Genomic DNA, 15,756 nt, shown 5'->3' with positions numbered 1-15,756 from the left:
CCCTAGTCACTTGCTCTAATCGTTTCTGCTATTCTTTTGTGACTGCGTCACGTTCAAGATCGACAGGTGCGAGGTCTGCAGCATCTTCGTCATTAGATAACGCTAATCCGTCTGCTTTCTTCGTTTCCTCATCGTCTTCTAAATCTCTCATTTCTATCTCTTCTTCATCGCCAGATAGGATTTTCACATCCATACCTAAACTTTGAAGTTCTTTAATTAATACTTTGAATGATTCAGGGACACCTGGTTCAGGTACGTTATCCCCTTTGACGATCGCTTCGTATGTTTTCACACGACCCACAACGTCATCCGATTTTACAGTTAAGATTTCTTGAAGTGTATATGCTGCACCGTAAGCTTCAAGTGCCCATACTTCCATCTCTCCGAAACGCTGTCCACCAAACTGTGCTTTACCGCCCAGTGGCTGCTGCGTAACAAGTGAGTATGGTCCAGTTGAACGTGCGTGAAGTTTATCGTCAACCATGTGAGCCAGTTTGATCATATACATGATTCCAACAGATACACGGTTGTCGAATGGTTCACCAGTTCGACCGTCATAAAGGACTGTTTTCGCATCACGGGACATACCTGCTTCTTCAAGCGTTTCCCAAACATCTTCCTCACGAGCACCATCAAATACTGGTGACGCAATGTGGATGCCTAGGTAACGTGCAGCCATACCCATATGAAGCTCAAGTACCTGACCGATATTCATACGAGATGGTACCCCTAGAGGGTTTAACATGATATCAATCGGTGTTCCATCTGGAAGATACGGCATATCTTCTTCTGGAAGGATCTTAGAGATAACACCTTTGTTACCATGTCGTCCGGCCATTTTGTCACCTTCAGAAATTTTACGCTTCTGAACGATGTATACACGGACTAACTGGTTAACACCTGGTGGTAATTCATCTCCATCTTCACGGTTAAAGACTTTGACATCGTGGATGATTCCGCCGCCGCCGTGTGGTACACGTAGAGACGTATCACGTACTTCACGAGCCTTTTCACCGAAGATTGCATGTAATAGACGTTCTTCAGCTGTTAGTTCTGTTACACCTTTAGGCGTTACTTTCCCAACAAGAAGATCTCCGTCTTTTACTTCTGCACCAATACGGATGATTCCACGCTCGTCAAGGTTGCGTAAAGCATCTTCCCCAACGTTTGGAATATCACGCGTAATTTCTTCTGGTCCAAGCTTTGTATCACGAGCTTCTGATTCATATTCTTCAATATGAATAGAAGTGTAGACGTCATCTTTTACAAGGCGCTCACTCATAATGATCGCATCCTCATAGTTGTAACCGTCCCAAGTCATGAAGCCGACCATGACGTTACGTCCTAGAGCCAATTCACCTTTTTCCATAGAAGGACCGTCTGCAAGGATTTCTCCTTTGACGACTTCATCTCCAACACTTACAATTGGGCGCTGGTTGTAGCAAGTCCCTTGGTTAGAGCGGACAAATTTCAGCAAGCTGTATTTGTCTAGGTTTCCTTTGACTTGTTGTCCGTCAACGTCTTCATAACGGCGAACCCAAATATTTTTCGCTTCAACACGTTCTACAACACCTGGGTAACGGCAGATCACAGCAGCACCAGAGTCTTTACCTGATACATACTCCATACCTGTACCAACAATCGGTGATTCCGGCTGCATCAAAGGCACAGCCTGACGTTGCATGTTTGCTCCCATTAGAGCACGGTTAGAGTCATCGTTTTCTAAGAATGGGATACATGCTGTCGCTGCAGAAACAACCTGCTTCGGCGAAACGTCCATGTAGTCAACGCGGTTTCGAGGAACAACGGTGTTTTCCCCTCTGAAACGAGCAATGATATTATCATCAATAAACGAACCATCTTCACCTAATATAGCGTTCGCTTGTGCTACTACGTAATTATCCTCTTCATCAGCCGTTAAGTAATCGATTCTCGGCGTCACTTTACCTGTTTCAGGATCAACCCGACGGTAAGGTGTTTCGATAAATCCGAAGCGATTCACTTTCGCAAATGAAGATAGAGAGTTGATCAAACCAATGTTTGGACCCTCTGGTGTTTCAATCGGACACATACGACCATAGTGAGAATAGTGAACGTCACGAACTTCCATTCCTGCACGCTCACGTGTCAAACCACCCGGTCCAAGCGCTGATAGACGACGTTTGTGTGTCAATTCAGCAAGCGGGTTTGTTTGATCCATGAACTGAGAAAGCTGAGAGCTACCAAAGAACTCTTTGATAGAAGCGATCACAGGACGGATGTTGATCAGCTGCTGAGGTGTGATCGTGTTCGTGTCTTGAATCGACATTCTTTCACGAACAACACGCTCCATTCTGCTTAAACCAATACGGAATTGATTTTGCAGAAGTTCACCTACAGAACGCAGACGACGGTTACCAAGGTGATCGATATCATCTGTGTCGCCTACTCCATGAAGTAGGTTAAAGAAGTAACTGATTGAAGCAATGATGTCAGAAGGCGTGATGTTCTTCACAGCTTCCTCTACATATGCATTACCAATCACGTTGATCACTTGCTCGCCTTCTTGATCAGTTGGTGCATAAATCTTGATAGATTGAAGTTCTACTTCATCCTCTACTACGCCACCGTTTGGATAAAGCTTTCTAAATCCGATGCCGTTTTCTAAGTATGGAAGAACTTTATCAAGCACTCTTCTATCTAAAATTTGACCTTTTTCTGCTAGGATTTCACCTGTTTCAGGATCAACTAGCGTTTCAGCCAATTTTTGATTGAATAGTCTATTTTTAATATGAAGCTTCTTATTAATCTTGTAGCGTCCAACATTTGCTAAGTCATATCTCTTCGGATCAAAGAAGCGAGAGTCTAGCAAGCTTTTCGCATTTTCAACAGTTGGCGGCTCTCCGGGACGAAGACGCTCGTAGATTTCGAGAAGTGCTTTATCAGCATTCTCTGTATTGTCTTTTTCCAACGTGTTGCGTAAGTATTCATTCTCGCCAATGAGGTCAAGTATCTCTTGATCAGAGCTGAAGCCGAGAGCACGCAAAAGAACCGTAACCGGCAACTTACGTGTGCGATCGATGCGTACATAGACTACATCCTTCGCATCAGTTTCGTATTCTAACCATGCGCCACGGTTTGGAATGACAGTCGCAGTAAAACCTTTTTTACCGTTTTTGTCTACTTTACCACTGAAATATACACTTGGAGAACGTACTAACTGAGAAACGATTACACGTTCCGCACCATTAATGATAAAAGTACCTGTGTCTGTCATGATTGGGAAATCACCCATAAACACATCTTGGTCTTTTACTTCTCCAGTTTCTTTGTTAATTAAACGAACTTTTACTCTTAGTGGAGCAGAGTAAGTTACATCACGTTCTTTTGATTCTGCTACAGGATACTTAGGATCCCCTAGGCTGTAATCAATGAATTCAAGAGAAAGGTTACCAGTAAAATCCTCAATTGGGGATATATCTTGAAACATCTCTCTAAGACCCTCATCAAGAAACCACTGATAAGAAGAGGTTTGAATTTCAATGAGATTTGGTAATTCTAACACTTCGCTTATGCGTGCGTAGCTTCTGCGCTGGCGGTGTCGTCCATACTGAACTAGTTGACCTGTCAACTGATTCACCCCTCAAATCATGCGTATTATATGTGTAAAAAGTATTTCTGTCTTTCAAATGTCAGTAAAGAAATACTTTTACAAGACAAAAGAAAAAAGGGTTTCTAAAATAAGAAAACCACATCCAAAAACAAATACCGATTTTATTAGTTTTCCCAAGTATGCATAATTTATACAAAATAGTTGTTTTTTAAGCCTATCAAGCAAAATATACACATTGGCATTTTATAATGTTAACACAGCTAGGAAACTGCGTCAAACTTTTTTAGCTTTGATAATATAGTAGCCCTTTTTTTTCATAACGACCGTCACTTCTCCAAAAAGTTGCTCTAATTTCTCAATCGCAGATGGTCCACCTTGTTTTTTCTGAATGACCACCCACAACTCACCTTCCGGCAATAAATGATCAGCACTTTTTTCAAAGATCGCATGTACTACTTTCTTCCCTGCCCGTATTGGGGGATTGGTCAGTATAGTGGCAAAAGCAGCTGATGAATGAACATTCGAGAACAAATCACTTTGATAGATGCGGACATTATCAATGCGATTATGCTTAGCGTTTTCCTTTGAAAGTTCGACTGCTCTTTCGTTCACATCAATCATATGAATGGTGCGGCCTGTCATTTCGTTTGCTAACGATAAGCCGATCGGTCCATAACCGCAACCGACATCTAAGACGTCGCCATCCAAGTCAGGTTCTTCAAAAGCTTCAATTAAAAGCCTTGAACCATAGTCGACTTCTTTCTTAGAAAACACTCCACTGTCACTTGTAAAAGTAAAGCTACGGTTTCTCAAGGTGAAGTCCCATGTCTGTTTATTGCTTTTCACTGATGGCTTTTCCGTATAATAGTGGTCACTCATGGTGAATGGACCTCCTCTGGATTCAATCGTTTCAGGAGATTAGAAAAGAAAAAGCCCGCCAGTAAAAGCGAGCTTTCCCAAAAGATTAGGCGAAGATTACTTAACTTCTACAGAAGCGCCAACTTCTTCAAGCTTAGCTTTAAGTTCTTCAGCTTCTTCTTTAGCAATACCTTCTTTAAGTGGTTTTGGAGTGTTGTCAACAAGTTCTTTAGCTTCTTTCAAGCCAAGACCAGTGATTTCACGAACCACTTTGATAACTTTGATTTTTTGGTCTCCAGCACCAGCAAGTACTAGATCAAAATCAGTTTTTTCTTCAGCAGCAGCACCGCCACCAGCAGCTACAGCTACAGGAGCAGCAGCAGTTACGCCAAATTCTTCTTCGATTGCTTTTACTAAGTCGTTTAACTCAAGTACAGTTGCTTCTTTAACTGAAGCAATGATTTCTTCGATATTTAAAGCCATTTGTAATTCCTCCATTTTTAAGTTTTTTACGTCAAGTACGCATTAAGCGCCTTGTTCTTCTTTTTGATCTGCAACTGCTTTAGTAGCAAGAGCAAGGTTACGAACTGGAGCTTGAAGAACGCTAAGCAACATAGATAGTAAGCCTTCGCGAGACGGAAGTTCCGCAAGAGCCTTCACTTCTTCTACAGTCGCTACGTTTCCTTCGATAACACCAGCTTTGATTTCTAAAGCTTCGTGGCTTTTCGCAAATTCGTTGATGATTTTCGCAGGTGCGATAACATCTTCGTTACTGAATGCGATAGCGTTTGGACCTGTTAAGAAATCGTTTAAACCCGTTAGTTCAACTTGTTCAACTGCACGGCGAGTCAAAGTGTTTTTGTAAACTTTGAATTCTACGCCAGCATCACGAAGCTGTTTACGAAGTTCAGTCACTTCAGAAACTGAAAGACCGCGGTAATCTACAATTACAGTAGACAAACTGTCTTTAAATTTAGAAGTAATTTCATCAACGACAACTTTTTTAGTATCGATTGCATTGCTCATGGTTACACCTCCTGTACATTCTTTGTGTAACACTTATACCGATCAGGCCATCACGTTCCTAACGAACGGTTCTCCATATAAAAAGCCTCCATTAAGACATGGAGGCTGTATATACAAGCATACGTTAACGTAAGACTGTGACATATACACCTCGGCGGGTTAATTAAGCCATAAGGCCCCTGCTGTCTACGGTATAAATGATTATTCTATTTTACAACATTTTGATATTATCAAAACGGTTGTGACAAGTCAAGAATTATTTTGCAGAGAAAGAAGATGGATCCACTTTCACGCCAGGGCCCATAGTAGATGTAACAGAAACGTTTTTCACGTATACACCTTTAGCCGCTGCAGGTTTTGCTTTAAGGATTGTGTCATAGATTGTTGCAAAGTTCTCAACAAGCTTTTCGTCCTCGAAAGAAACCTTTCCGATTGGCGCGTGGATGTTACCAGCTTTATCAACGCGGTATTCTACTTTACCAGCTTTGATTTCATTGATTGCTTTTTCTACTTCGAAAGTTACAGTTCCTGTTTTAGGGTTTGGCATAAGACCTTTTGGTCCAAGTACACGACCGATCTTACCAACTTCACCCATCATGTCAGGTGTCGCAACGATTACATCGAATTCGAACCAGCCTTGTTGGATTTTAGTGATGTAATCAGAATCTCCAACGTAGTCTGCTCCAGCAGCTTCTGCTTCTTTTGCTTTTTCGCCTTTAGCGAACACAAGAACGCGTTGAGTTTTACCAGTTCCGTTAGGAAGTACAACTGCACCGCGGATTTGTTGATCGTTTTTACGAGGGTCTACGCCCAAACGAAAAGCAACTTCTACAGTCGCATCAAATTTCGCTGTATTTGCTTTTTTTGTAAGAGAAACAGCTTCAGCAACATCATACGCTTTTGTACGATCGATCAGCTTAGCAGCTTCTACATACTTTTTACCTTTTTTAGCCATTATAAAAATCCTCCTTATGTGGTTTTAGCGGAATAACCTCCCACGAATAAGGGTTGCGAACTTGTCAAAACCAAACTCGCAACCCAACAAGACAAAAAATTAATCTTCGATGACAATACCCATACTGCGTGCAGTACCTTCAACCATGCGCATAGCTGATTCAACGCTAGCAGCGTTTAAGTCAGGCATTTTTGTTTCCGCGATTTCGCGTACTTTATCACGCTTAACAGTTGCCACTTTATTACGGTTAGGTTCACCAGAACCAGACTCAATACCAGCTGCTTTTTTAAGTAAAACTGCAGCAGGTGGAGTTTTAGTAATAAATGTAAATGAACGGTCTTCAAAAACCGAAATTTCAACAGGAATGATAAGACCAGCTTGGTCAGCTGTACGAGCGTTAAACTCCTTACAGAATCCCATGATATTAACACCGGCTTGACCTAGTGCAGGTCCAACTGGTGGAGCTGGGTTAGCTTTTCCAGCAGGAATTTGCAATTTAACAACTTTAACTACTTTTTTAGCCACGAGACACACCTCCTTAAAGTCCGTGATGTGGTAATAGGGGAATCCCCCTCCCACTCAACAACTTCATTCTTTATATGAATGACGAAATAACTAGCTAGCGATCTTGAGCGAACTCAAGACGTACCTTTGCTATATTACCACTTCTATACACTCATTTCAAGCTCTTTTAAATTACAATTTATCGATCTGTGTGAACTCAAGTTCCACAGGAGTTTCTCTACCAAACATATTAACGAATACTTTGACTTTGCTTTTATCATAATCAATCTCTTCGATAGAGCCTGTGAAGTTAGCAAATGGTCCATCGATGACCTTGACTGTTTCTTTTAGTTCAAAGTCGATTTCTGTCTTGCGCTCTTCAAGTCCCATTCTCTTCAGAATGGTTTCCGCTTCGCCAGGTAATAACGCTGTCGGCTTAGAGCCTGATCCAGCTGATCCAACGAATCCTGTCACACCTGGTGTATTACGAACGACATACCAAGAATCGTCAGTCATGACGATTTCTACTAGCACATATCCAGGGAATACTTTCTTTTTCACTACTTTTTTCTTACCGTTTTTAATGTCCGTTTCTTCTTCTTCTGGTACAACAACGCGGAAAATTTTATCCTGCATGCCCATTGATTCAACACGCTTTTCCAAGTTTGCTTTCACTTTGTTTTCATAGCCAGAGTACGTATGCACAACATACCAATTCTTTTCCATTTTCGTTCAGGACTATTTAGTCCTTCCCTCCCCACATTTCGTAATGTCTATTTGACGAATCTCGAGTACCGGTAAATATTTTCAAGCAATTGAAAAAACCCGTAAAACGGGTTTTTTGGCAAGTCATATTATGATCTATTATAGCACGTTCAGCAGACCATTATTCAAGTATTAATGAATTAATTCGATTAATTGTGAGATTCCTATATCAAGAAAAGAGAAAAAGATGGCAAAAAATACGACTGTTAAAATAACAGTGATCGTGTAGCGGACCATTTCGTTTTTCTTTGGCCAGCTGACCTTTTTCATTTCTTTCCCGACACTTTTTAAGAAACTGATAATACGCATGTAAAAGACCTCCACAGATTAAAGAACGCAAATCCTACTTCGTTTCTAAATGTGTTTTATGTGAATTACAAGTCTTGCAATATTTCTTAACTTCTAATCTTTCAGCTGCTGAAGCAACACTTTTCATTGTCGTATAATTGCGGCTTCCGCAGTCTTTACAGGCTAGAGTAATCTTTTTCCTCATATTTACACCTATTTTCTCGACATCATTTCCTTAGTACCTTATCACAGTGTCGAAAAAGCTGTCAATATAGGTTTGATTAGAGACTGATCTCGCGCAGCTCTAAATATTTCTCTAATTTTCTCTTTACTCTTTGGAGTGCGTTATCAATTGATTTCACATGACGGTTTAAATCTTCAGAAATCTCCTGATAGGACCTACCATCAAGATAAAGCACAAGTACCTTTCTTTCCAGCTCGCTTAGTAATTCACCCATTTTCATTTCAATATCATCAAATTCTTCTTTGCTAATGATTAAATCTTCTGGGTTAAGCGCTTTAGCACCGGAAATGACGTCCAATAATGTTCTGTCCGATTCTTCATCGTATATCGGCTTGTCTAATGATACATAGGAATTTAACGGGATATGTTTTTGGCGAGTAGCTGTTTTAATTGCGGTGATAATTTGGCGGGTAATACATAATTCTGCAAAAGCCTTAAATGAAGTAAGCTTGTCCTCTCTGAAATCGCGGATAGACTTATAAAGTCCGATCATCCCCTCTTGGACAATGTCCTCTCGATCCGCTCCAATCAAGAAATAAGATCTTGCTTTCGCACGTACAAAATTGCGGTATTTCGTTATTAAATAATCTAGCGCATCACTATCTCCGACATGAACCCTTTCAATGACTTGTTCATCTTCCAACTGGCAAAATTGCTCTCTGATGGACTTACCCTTGCTGTTGTTTAGATTCACTTCGATCCCCCCGACCGCACCTAGATAGAAATATTATACAATAATGGTTGAAATATCGTCAAGCTATTCCAAGTTTCCCCGCCGCCATTTTTCAAACGTTTTCAATACATCTTCTGACAATTCAATTTTGGATGCTGGTTTATCAGAAGTAATCTTTTTGACACGTGTTTCAATCTTTCGTTCAATCACTTCTATCTCTCTTAAGAGCTCTCGTGCTGACTTACGAAGTGCACCCTGTCCAAAAATTGCCCATTGTTCTGTATAATCAGAGGTCGCCACATGAATTTGCGTCCGAATGTTATTCAAGTCTTGTGCCAGTTTTTCAATCCGCTCATCAGCCGTTTCATTTTCTCTTGTAAAGATGACCTCTACTCGGTGGTTTGTCCGCTTCTTTTCGATTCCTTTGACCATATGGGCATCGAATACGACAATGACTCGATACCCTGTATATGCTTGATATTCTGCTAAATGTTGAATCAGCACGTCTCTGGCTTCTTCAAAGCTGTTTTCTTTTAAGTGCTGCAAACGAGGCCATGCACCTATCATGTTGTATCCATCGACTAAGAGGATGTCCATCTCTATTCTCCTAACGGATAACGTTTTCGATACACTTCATACATCAATAGACTAGCGGCAACTGATGCATTTAATGAAGTGACCTTCCCGGCCATTGGCAATTTAATCAAGAAATCACATTTTTCCTTAATCAATCGGCCAATTCCTTTTCCTTCACTGCCGATGACAAGAGCGAGAGGCATCGTGCCGTCAAATTGTCTGTAGTCCTGCTTCGCAGATGCATCTGTCCCTGCCACCCAGATTCCTCTTTCCTTCATTTCATCAAGAGCTCTGGAAAGATTGGTTACTTTTGCGACCGGGATATGTTCAATGGCTCCAGTAGATGCTTTCGCAACAGTTGTCGTCAAGCCTACCGCTCGTCGTTTTGGAATGACGATTCCATGTGCCCCAACAGCATCGGCCGTACGCATGATCGACCCTAAATTGTGCGGATCTTCAATTTCATCTAAGATGATGAAAAATGGTTGTTCATTCCGCTTTTCAGCAATTTGATACAGATCGTCCAATTCTGCATATTCATATGCTGCTACTTGTGCAACGATTCCCTGGTGCTGACCTGTTACCATCTGATCAAGCTTTTTCCTCGGAACATACTGAATGGTGATATTTTGCTTTTTCGCGAGTTCAATGACCTGTTGGGCTTGTCCTTTTACAGTGTTTTCTGCCATCCAGAGCTTGTATAACTCCCGATCTGACTTCAGTGTTTCAATCACTGCATTTTTCCCAATCACATAATCATGTTGCTGACTCATTTGTCTTCCTCCCTGACGTTCCGATTTCAATCGCCTGACTAATCAACTCTTCTAAGCGTTCGTCCTGCTTCTCAATAAATAAATAACCCATGAGCGCTTCAAACGCTGTACTATAACGATACGTTTGAACGTCTGTGTTTTTAGGCACTGTGCCTGATTTTGCATTTCTTCCTCTTTTCAGCACCGCTTCTTCCGCTTCTGTGAAAAAGCCCTTCTGCTGAAGCTCAAATAAAATAGCGGCCTGAGATTTAGCTGAAACGATCTTACTTGCACGTTTATGAAGCTCATTTGGTTTGGTCGCCCCCGTTTGGAGGAGGTGATGCCTCACGTATACTTCAAAAATGGCATCACCCATATAAGCAAGCGCAAGTCCGTTCAACTGTTTTCCGTCTTTCAGCTTTTCAAAATTCAACATGACCTATTCTCCTCTTTTCCAGCGCGTACCTTGAGGAGTGTCCTCCAATACAATATTCATGCTCTTTAACTGGTCACGAATTTGATCAGACAATGCGAAGTCACGATTCCTTCTAGCTTCATTCCGCTTCTCAATTAATGCTTCTACCTCTTCGTCAAGCGTGTGCTTTTCTGCTAGTGAGAAGCCGAGGACGGATGTGATTTCTTGGAACAAGCCAATAAATGCCTTGATCACTTCCTCGGAAGTATGATCATTTTCCATATAGTAATTCGCTTGTTTCGCTAGTTCAAATAAAACAGAGATGGCATTTGCCGTATTGAAGTCATCATTCATTTCAGAAATAAATGTCGCTCGCTGCTCTTCAATCTTTGTCAGCCATTCCGTGTTATCCTCTGTTAAATTGGTACTGCTCTCAAGGCGATGATGTAGATTTGAATAAGATGTTTTGAGTCTGTTAAATGCACTCTTTGTACTTTCCAATAAGTCAATGGAGTAATTGATTGGATGACGATAGTGAACCGACAGCATAAAGAAACGAAGCACATCTGGATCTTGTTCTTTAATAATGTCATGTACGAGCACAAAGTTCCCAAGTGATTTTGACATTTTTTCATTCTCAATATTAATATACCCGTTATGCATCCAATACTTCGCAAAAGGTTTTCCTGTCAAAGCCTCAGATTGAGCGATCTCATTCTCGTGATGAGGGAACGTTAAATCCTGTCCGCCAGCATGAATGTCAATCGTATCGCCTAAATATTTTTTGACCATCGCAGAGCACTCGATGTGCCAGCCTGGACGTCCTTCGCCCCACGGGCTATCCCAAGAAATCTCCTGATCCTTTGCGGCCTTCCATAATGCAAAATCGAGTGCATCCCTTTTCTTTTCACCTACACGAATACGGGCACCTGTCTTTAATTCATCAATCGATTGGTGAGACAGTTTTCCGTAGCCTTCAAATGAACGTGTGCTGTAATACACGTCACCATCTGCTTCATAGGCGTAGCCTTTTTCAATCAATGTGGCGATAAACGCAATGATATCATCCATATTTTCTGTCACTCGCGGGTGAAGGTCTGCTTTTTTGCAGCCTAATGCACTGACGTCCTCAAAGTATGCTTGGATAAATCGATCAGCAATCGTTGGGACATCTTCGCCTAATTCATTTGCTGCTTTGATGAGTTTATCATCCACATCAGTAAAGTTGGATACGAAATTCACATCATAGCCGCTATATTCTAAATACTTACGTACCGTGTCATATACAATGGCCGGTCTTGCATTCCCGATATGAATGTAGTTATACACGGTTGGTCCGCATACATACATTTTCACCTTTCCTGGTTCAAGTGGGACAAACTCTTCTTTCTTACGTGTCAATGTATTATAAATATTGATTGTCATGATTGTTCTTCCTTTCTGCTCAATGAAGCCAGCTCACGTTTTAGCTTTTCCATTTCTCGCTCCAATTCTTTGAAACGATCAGAAACGGGATCTGGCAAATCTTGATGATTGAGATCACGATTGATTTTCTTTCCATTTTGAACGACCACTCGCCCAGGTATACCTACAACAGTGGAATGGTCTGGTACGTCTTTTAACACAACAGACCCCGCACCAATCTTGGACCCTTTTCCTACGGTAATAGAACCGAGCACCTTAGCACCAGTCGCAATCAGCGCATCGTCCAAAATAGTTGGATGCCGCTTTCCCTTTTCTTTCCCTGTTCCCCCTAATGTCACGCCTTGGAAAACAGTGACGTTATCGCCAATTTCACATGTTTCCCCAATCACGACGCCCATGCCGTGATCAATAAAGAACCGCCGGCCGATGGTTGCTGCTGGGTGAATCTCAACCCCTGTGAAAAACCGGCTGACCTGAGAAATGATCCGCGCAAGAAAATACAGCTTACGCTTGTAAAATGCATGCGCAACACGATGAGCCCAAATCGCATGAAGCCCTGAATAGGTTAGCACTACTTCAAGATAGCTTCTAGCAGCAGGATCTTGATCAAACACAGTATCAATATCTTCTTTCAGCATTTTGAAAAACACATGCTCCCCCCGTTCTTCCCCATCAATCTCTCTTAGGACTTGCTCTCTTTTTTGGACAAATAAAAAACGCCTCTGCCATATGACAGAGACGTTTTGAAAACGCGGTTCCACTCTGTTTAGAAAGCCCTCATTTCGCAGCCTTCTCAACTTCATCCCATAACGGAGGGTACCGCCCTTGCATACTAACATACGTGTTCCTCAAGGGTCTTGAGGGTGCATTTCCAACGTCTGCCCATAAGTCTCTTTCAGCCGGTGAAGACTCTTTCTGTGATAGGCGAAAACATTGTACTTCTCCCTCGCAACGATTTTCCTTATATTTGTTTAATGCGGTTTAATACCGTCTCTAAACCTAGTAGTTCAATACTTTGCGGAAGCTCTGGGCCATGCGTTTGTCCAGTGACAGCCACACGAATTGGCATGAATAGTTTCTTACCTTTATGCCCTGTTTCTTTTTGCACAGCTTTAATGGCAGCCTTGATTTCATCAGGTGTGAAAGACTCAAGACGTTCAAGCTGACCTGCAAACGAAGCCATCACTTCTGGTACTTGCTCTTCTGCAAGAACTTCCTTTGCCTCTTGATTATACTCAATTTGTTCCTTAAAGAACAACTCTGTTAACTCAACAATTTCTGCTCCGTAGCTCAATTGCTCGTGGTATAGAGAAATGAGTTTGCGCACCCACGTGTTTTCTTCGTCTGTCAGCTGCTCGCTTACCTTGCCTGCCTTTTGAAGATGTGGAAGTGTAAGTGCCACAACTTGATCAAGATCAAGTGCTTTCACGTATTGGTTATTGACCCATTTTAGTTTATGCATATCAAATAGAGCTGGTGACTTAGAAAGTCGATTGACATCGAAAATATCGATGAACTGCTCTTTTGTAAATAGTTCCTCTTCGCCAACTGGAGACCACCCAAGTAGTGCAATGAAGTTAAACAAAGCTTCTGGTAAATAGCCCAAGTTCTTATACTGTTCGATGAACTGGATAATTGATTCATCACGCTTGCTTAATTTCTTGCGGTTCTCGTTTACAATCAGCGTCATATGTCCGAACAGCGGAACATCCCAGCCAAATGCATTGAAGACCATAATTTGTTTAGGTGTATTCGAAATGTGATCCTCACCACGAAGAATGTGAGTCATTTTCATCAAATGATCATCCACCGCTACAGCGAAGTTATACGTTGGCGTACCATCTTTCTTCACAATAACAAAGTCACCGATGCCGTCTGTTTCAAATGAAATCTCGCCTTTGACCATATCGTCAAATTTGATGATTTCTCCTTTAGGCACTCGGAAGCGGATGCTTGGCTCTCTTCCTTCAGCAATCAGCTTGTCCTCTTCTTCTTTTGATAAATGACTGCATTTACCAGAGTATCGAGGCATTTCACTGCGGGCAATTTGTGCTTCACGCTCTTCTTCTAGTTCTTCAGCCGTACAATAGCACTTATACGCCAAGTCTTTCTCTAGCAGCTCGTCATAATATTTTTTGTAAATATCATTACGCTCTGATTGTCTGTAAGGACCGTAGCCGCCATCTTTATCAATGCTCTCGTCCCAATCAATCCCGAGCCACTGCAAATGACGAAGCTGGCTTTCTTCTCCACCTTCTACATTACGCTTTTGATCCGTATCCTCGATTCGAATAATAAATTTGCCGCCTTGGCTGCGTGCGAACAAATAGTTGAAAAGAGCCGTTCTAGCATTCCCAATATGTAAATGACCAGTTGGACTCGGTGCATAACGAACACGCACTTCATTTCCCATGAGTTTAACTTCCTTTCATCTGCATCATGTTGTCTGACACCAATTTTTTATAAACGTATTTTATCATCAAAACCCATTCTCATCAAAACGGATTTTACTTTTTCTGAAGAAGCACTGTCGCCTGAGAGGCAATTCCTTCGCCTCTTCCTGTAAATCCAAGTTTCTCTGTCGTTGTTGCTTTGACATTCACCTGTGTGACATCTGCTTCAAGAGCTTCTGCGATTTTCTCACACATTGGCTGAATGTATGGTGCCATCTTTGGTTTTTGCGCCATGATGGTGCAATCGATATTCACCAGTGTATAGCCTTTTTCTTTTACAAGCGCCCACACGTGCTGAAGTAATTTAAAAGAGTCTGCATCTTTAAACTCCGGATCCGTGTCTGGGAAATGTCTGCCGATATCTCCTTCTGCAATCGCACCTAGGCAGGCATCCGCCACAGTATGAAGCAGTACATCCGCATCTGAATGCCCAAGTAGACCCTTTTCATAAGGGATCGTCACACCGCCAATAATAAGAGGTCTTCCCTCTGTTAATTGATGCACATCAAAACCTTGTCCTATTCTAAACATGTTCTAGTACCCTCTTTCCGCATCCATAATTGCCTTGGCAACCAATAAATCATCCGGTGTTGTCAGTTTAATATTGGTATAGTCTCCTTGGACAATATACACACTCTCACCGTGTAATTGTTCCACAAGACTGGCGTCATCTGTTCCAAGAAAGCCTGTCCGCTCCGCATGTTCATGCGCTTCTTTTAAAATAGAATGACGAAAAGCTTGTGGGGTCTGGACTGCCCACAAGCTCTGACGTTCAATGGTTTGTTCCACTTTACCTTCTTGAACGCGTTTGATTGTGTCTTTCACTGGTACCGCTACGACTGCGGAGCCTTTTTCAATCGCTGCTTTAACGAGCAAGTCAATCTGTGTATGCTTAATAAAAGGCCTTGCGCCATCATGAACAAGCACGATGTCCGCATCTTGCACAGCCTTCAATCCTTCGTATACACTTTGCTGCCGTTCTTCACCGCCAGTGACAAGTGAAACAGGCGTTTGAAAAGCGTGTACCTTCAGTAGCCTTTCAAAGTCACGACGCTCTTCTTCATTGATCGCTAAGATCATGCGTCTGCATTGTGAATGAGCGTCAAACACCTTCAGTGTGTGGATGATGACCGGCATTCTTTTCAATTCAATAAAAAGTTTATTGCGGCCGGCCTTCATTCGCTTCCCCTGCCCCGCAGCCGGAATAACTACTTCATAATACATGTTCGT

General features: G+C 41.9%; 18 protein-coding genes and 2 other annotated features. All 18 genes read right to left on the bottom strand.

Annotated elements, in window-relative coordinates; all coding sequences use genetic code 11:
- Window positions 1-28 precede the first annotated feature (28 nt).
- Window positions 29-3,610, bottom strand: a complete 3,582-nt coding sequence (rpoB, locus tag LCD34_RS11055) for a DNA-directed RNA polymerase subunit beta (RefSeq protein WP_007496297.1) — start codon at window positions 3,608-3,610, stop codon at window positions 29-31.
- A 255-nt stretch (window positions 3,611-3,865) separates the two neighbouring features.
- Complete coding sequence (locus LCD34_RS11050) at window positions 3,866-4,471, bottom strand: class I SAM-dependent methyltransferase (protein ID WP_171464892.1); 606 nt, start codon at window positions 4,469-4,471, stop codon at window positions 3,866-3,868.
- A 96-nt stretch (window positions 4,472-4,567) separates the two neighbouring features.
- Window positions 4,568-4,933, bottom strand: a complete 366-nt coding sequence (gene rplL, locus LCD34_RS11045; protein WP_008345418.1) for a 50S ribosomal protein L7/L12 — start codon at window positions 4,931-4,933, stop codon at window positions 4,568-4,570.
- A 42-nt stretch (window positions 4,934-4,975) separates the two neighbouring features.
- Entirely contained in the window at window positions 4,976-5,476 is a 501-nt protein-coding gene (rplJ, locus tag LCD34_RS11040) for a 50S ribosomal protein L10 (RefSeq protein WP_007496293.1), read from the bottom strand.
- A 69-nt stretch (window positions 5,477-5,545) separates the two neighbouring features.
- Window positions 5,546-5,686, bottom strand: a sequence feature (ribosomal protein L10 leader region).
- A gap of 46 nt (window positions 5,687-5,732) precedes the next feature.
- Window positions 5,733-6,431: a 50S ribosomal protein L1 gene (rplA, locus tag LCD34_RS11035; protein WP_017359164.1), complete on the bottom strand. Its 699-nt coding sequence runs from the start codon at window positions 6,429-6,431 to the stop codon at window positions 5,733-5,735.
- Between the two features lie 99 nt (window positions 6,432-6,530).
- Window positions 6,531-6,956, bottom strand: a complete 426-nt coding sequence (rplK, locus tag LCD34_RS11030; RefSeq protein WP_003216956.1) for a 50S ribosomal protein L11 — start codon at window positions 6,954-6,956, stop codon at window positions 6,531-6,533.
- A gap of 171 nt (window positions 6,957-7,127) precedes the next feature.
- Window positions 7,128-7,661 carry a transcription termination/antitermination protein NusG gene (gene nusG / locus LCD34_RS11025; protein WP_003217197.1) on the bottom strand — a complete coding sequence of 178 codons (534 nt, stop codon included), beginning with the start codon at window positions 7,659-7,661 and terminating at the stop codon, window positions 7,128-7,130.
- A gap of 171 nt (window positions 7,662-7,832) precedes the next feature.
- A complete protein-coding gene (gene secE / locus LCD34_RS11020; RefSeq protein WP_008345422.1) occupies window positions 7,833-8,009 on the bottom strand; it encodes a preprotein translocase subunit SecE in 177 nt (58 codons plus the stop codon).
- Between the two features lie 34 nt (window positions 8,010-8,043).
- Window positions 8,044-8,193, bottom strand: coding sequence for a 50S ribosomal protein L33 (gene rpmG, locus LCD34_RS11015; RefSeq protein ID WP_008356502.1), 150 nt, complete (start codon window positions 8,191-8,193; stop codon window positions 8,044-8,046).
- 76 nt (window positions 8,194-8,269) lie between these two features.
- Window positions 8,270-8,926: an RNA polymerase sporulation sigma factor SigH gene (sigH, locus tag LCD34_RS11010; RefSeq protein ID WP_008345424.1), complete on the bottom strand. Its 657-nt coding sequence runs from the start codon at window positions 8,924-8,926 to the stop codon at window positions 8,270-8,272.
- A gap of 63 nt (window positions 8,927-8,989) precedes the next feature.
- The gene (gene rae1, locus LCD34_RS11005; RefSeq protein ID WP_007496285.1) at window positions 8,990-9,502 is read right to left on the bottom strand and encodes a ribosome-dependent mRNA decay endonuclease Rae1/YacP; all 513 of its coding nucleotides are present in this window, start codon (window positions 9,500-9,502) and stop codon (window positions 8,990-8,992) included.
- Window positions 9,503-9,504: 2 nt separating this feature from the next.
- Window positions 9,505-10,254 carry a 23S rRNA (guanosine(2251)-2'-O)-methyltransferase RlmB gene (gene rlmB / locus LCD34_RS11000; protein ID WP_017359163.1) on the bottom strand — a complete coding sequence of 250 codons (750 nt, stop codon included), beginning with the start codon at window positions 10,252-10,254 and terminating at the stop codon, window positions 9,505-9,507.
- Window positions 10,238-10,669 (bottom strand): Mini-ribonuclease 3, encoded by a 432-nt coding sequence (locus tag LCD34_RS10995; protein WP_008345428.1) that lies wholly within the window; start codon window positions 10,667-10,669, stop codon window positions 10,238-10,240. Before LCD34_RS10995 ends, rlmB begins: the two co-directional genes overlap by 17 nt.
- 3 nt (window positions 10,670-10,672) lie before the next feature.
- The gene (cysS, locus tag LCD34_RS10990) at window positions 10,673-12,073 is read right to left on the bottom strand and encodes a cysteine--tRNA ligase (protein WP_007496278.1); all 1,401 of its coding nucleotides are present in this window, start codon (window positions 12,071-12,073) and stop codon (window positions 10,673-10,675) included.
- A complete protein-coding gene (gene cysE, locus LCD34_RS10985) occupies window positions 12,070-12,723 on the bottom strand; it encodes a serine O-acetyltransferase (RefSeq protein ID WP_017366453.1) in 654 nt (217 codons plus the stop codon). The genes cysS and cysE overlap by 4 nt, the downstream gene beginning before the upstream one ends.
- 81 nt (window positions 12,724-12,804) lie before the next feature.
- Window positions 12,805-13,034: a binding site (T-box leader), on the bottom strand.
- On the bottom strand, window positions 13,035-14,486 hold the full coding sequence (gene gltX, locus LCD34_RS10980) for a glutamate--tRNA ligase (RefSeq protein WP_224558997.1): 1,452 nt from the start codon (window positions 14,484-14,486) through the stop codon (window positions 13,035-13,037).
- A gap of 94 nt (window positions 14,487-14,580) precedes the next feature.
- Window positions 14,581-15,057: a 2-C-methyl-D-erythritol 2,4-cyclodiphosphate synthase gene (gene ispF / locus LCD34_RS10975; RefSeq protein ID WP_007496273.1), complete on the bottom strand. Its 477-nt coding sequence runs from the start codon at window positions 15,055-15,057 to the stop codon at window positions 14,581-14,583.
- Window positions 15,058-15,060: 3 nt separating this feature from the next.
- A complete protein-coding gene (ispD, locus tag LCD34_RS10970; RefSeq protein WP_008345432.1) occupies window positions 15,061-15,750 on the bottom strand; it encodes a 2-C-methyl-D-erythritol 4-phosphate cytidylyltransferase in 690 nt (229 codons plus the stop codon).
- Window positions 15,751-15,756 lie beyond the last annotated feature (6 nt).

The organism is Bacillus sp. RAR_M1_44 (assembly GCF_020165935.1).
GTDB lineage: Bacteria > Bacillota > Bacilli > Bacillales > Bacillaceae > Bacillus > Bacillus altitudinis.
This window is presented reverse-complemented; position numbering and strand designations above follow the sequence as displayed.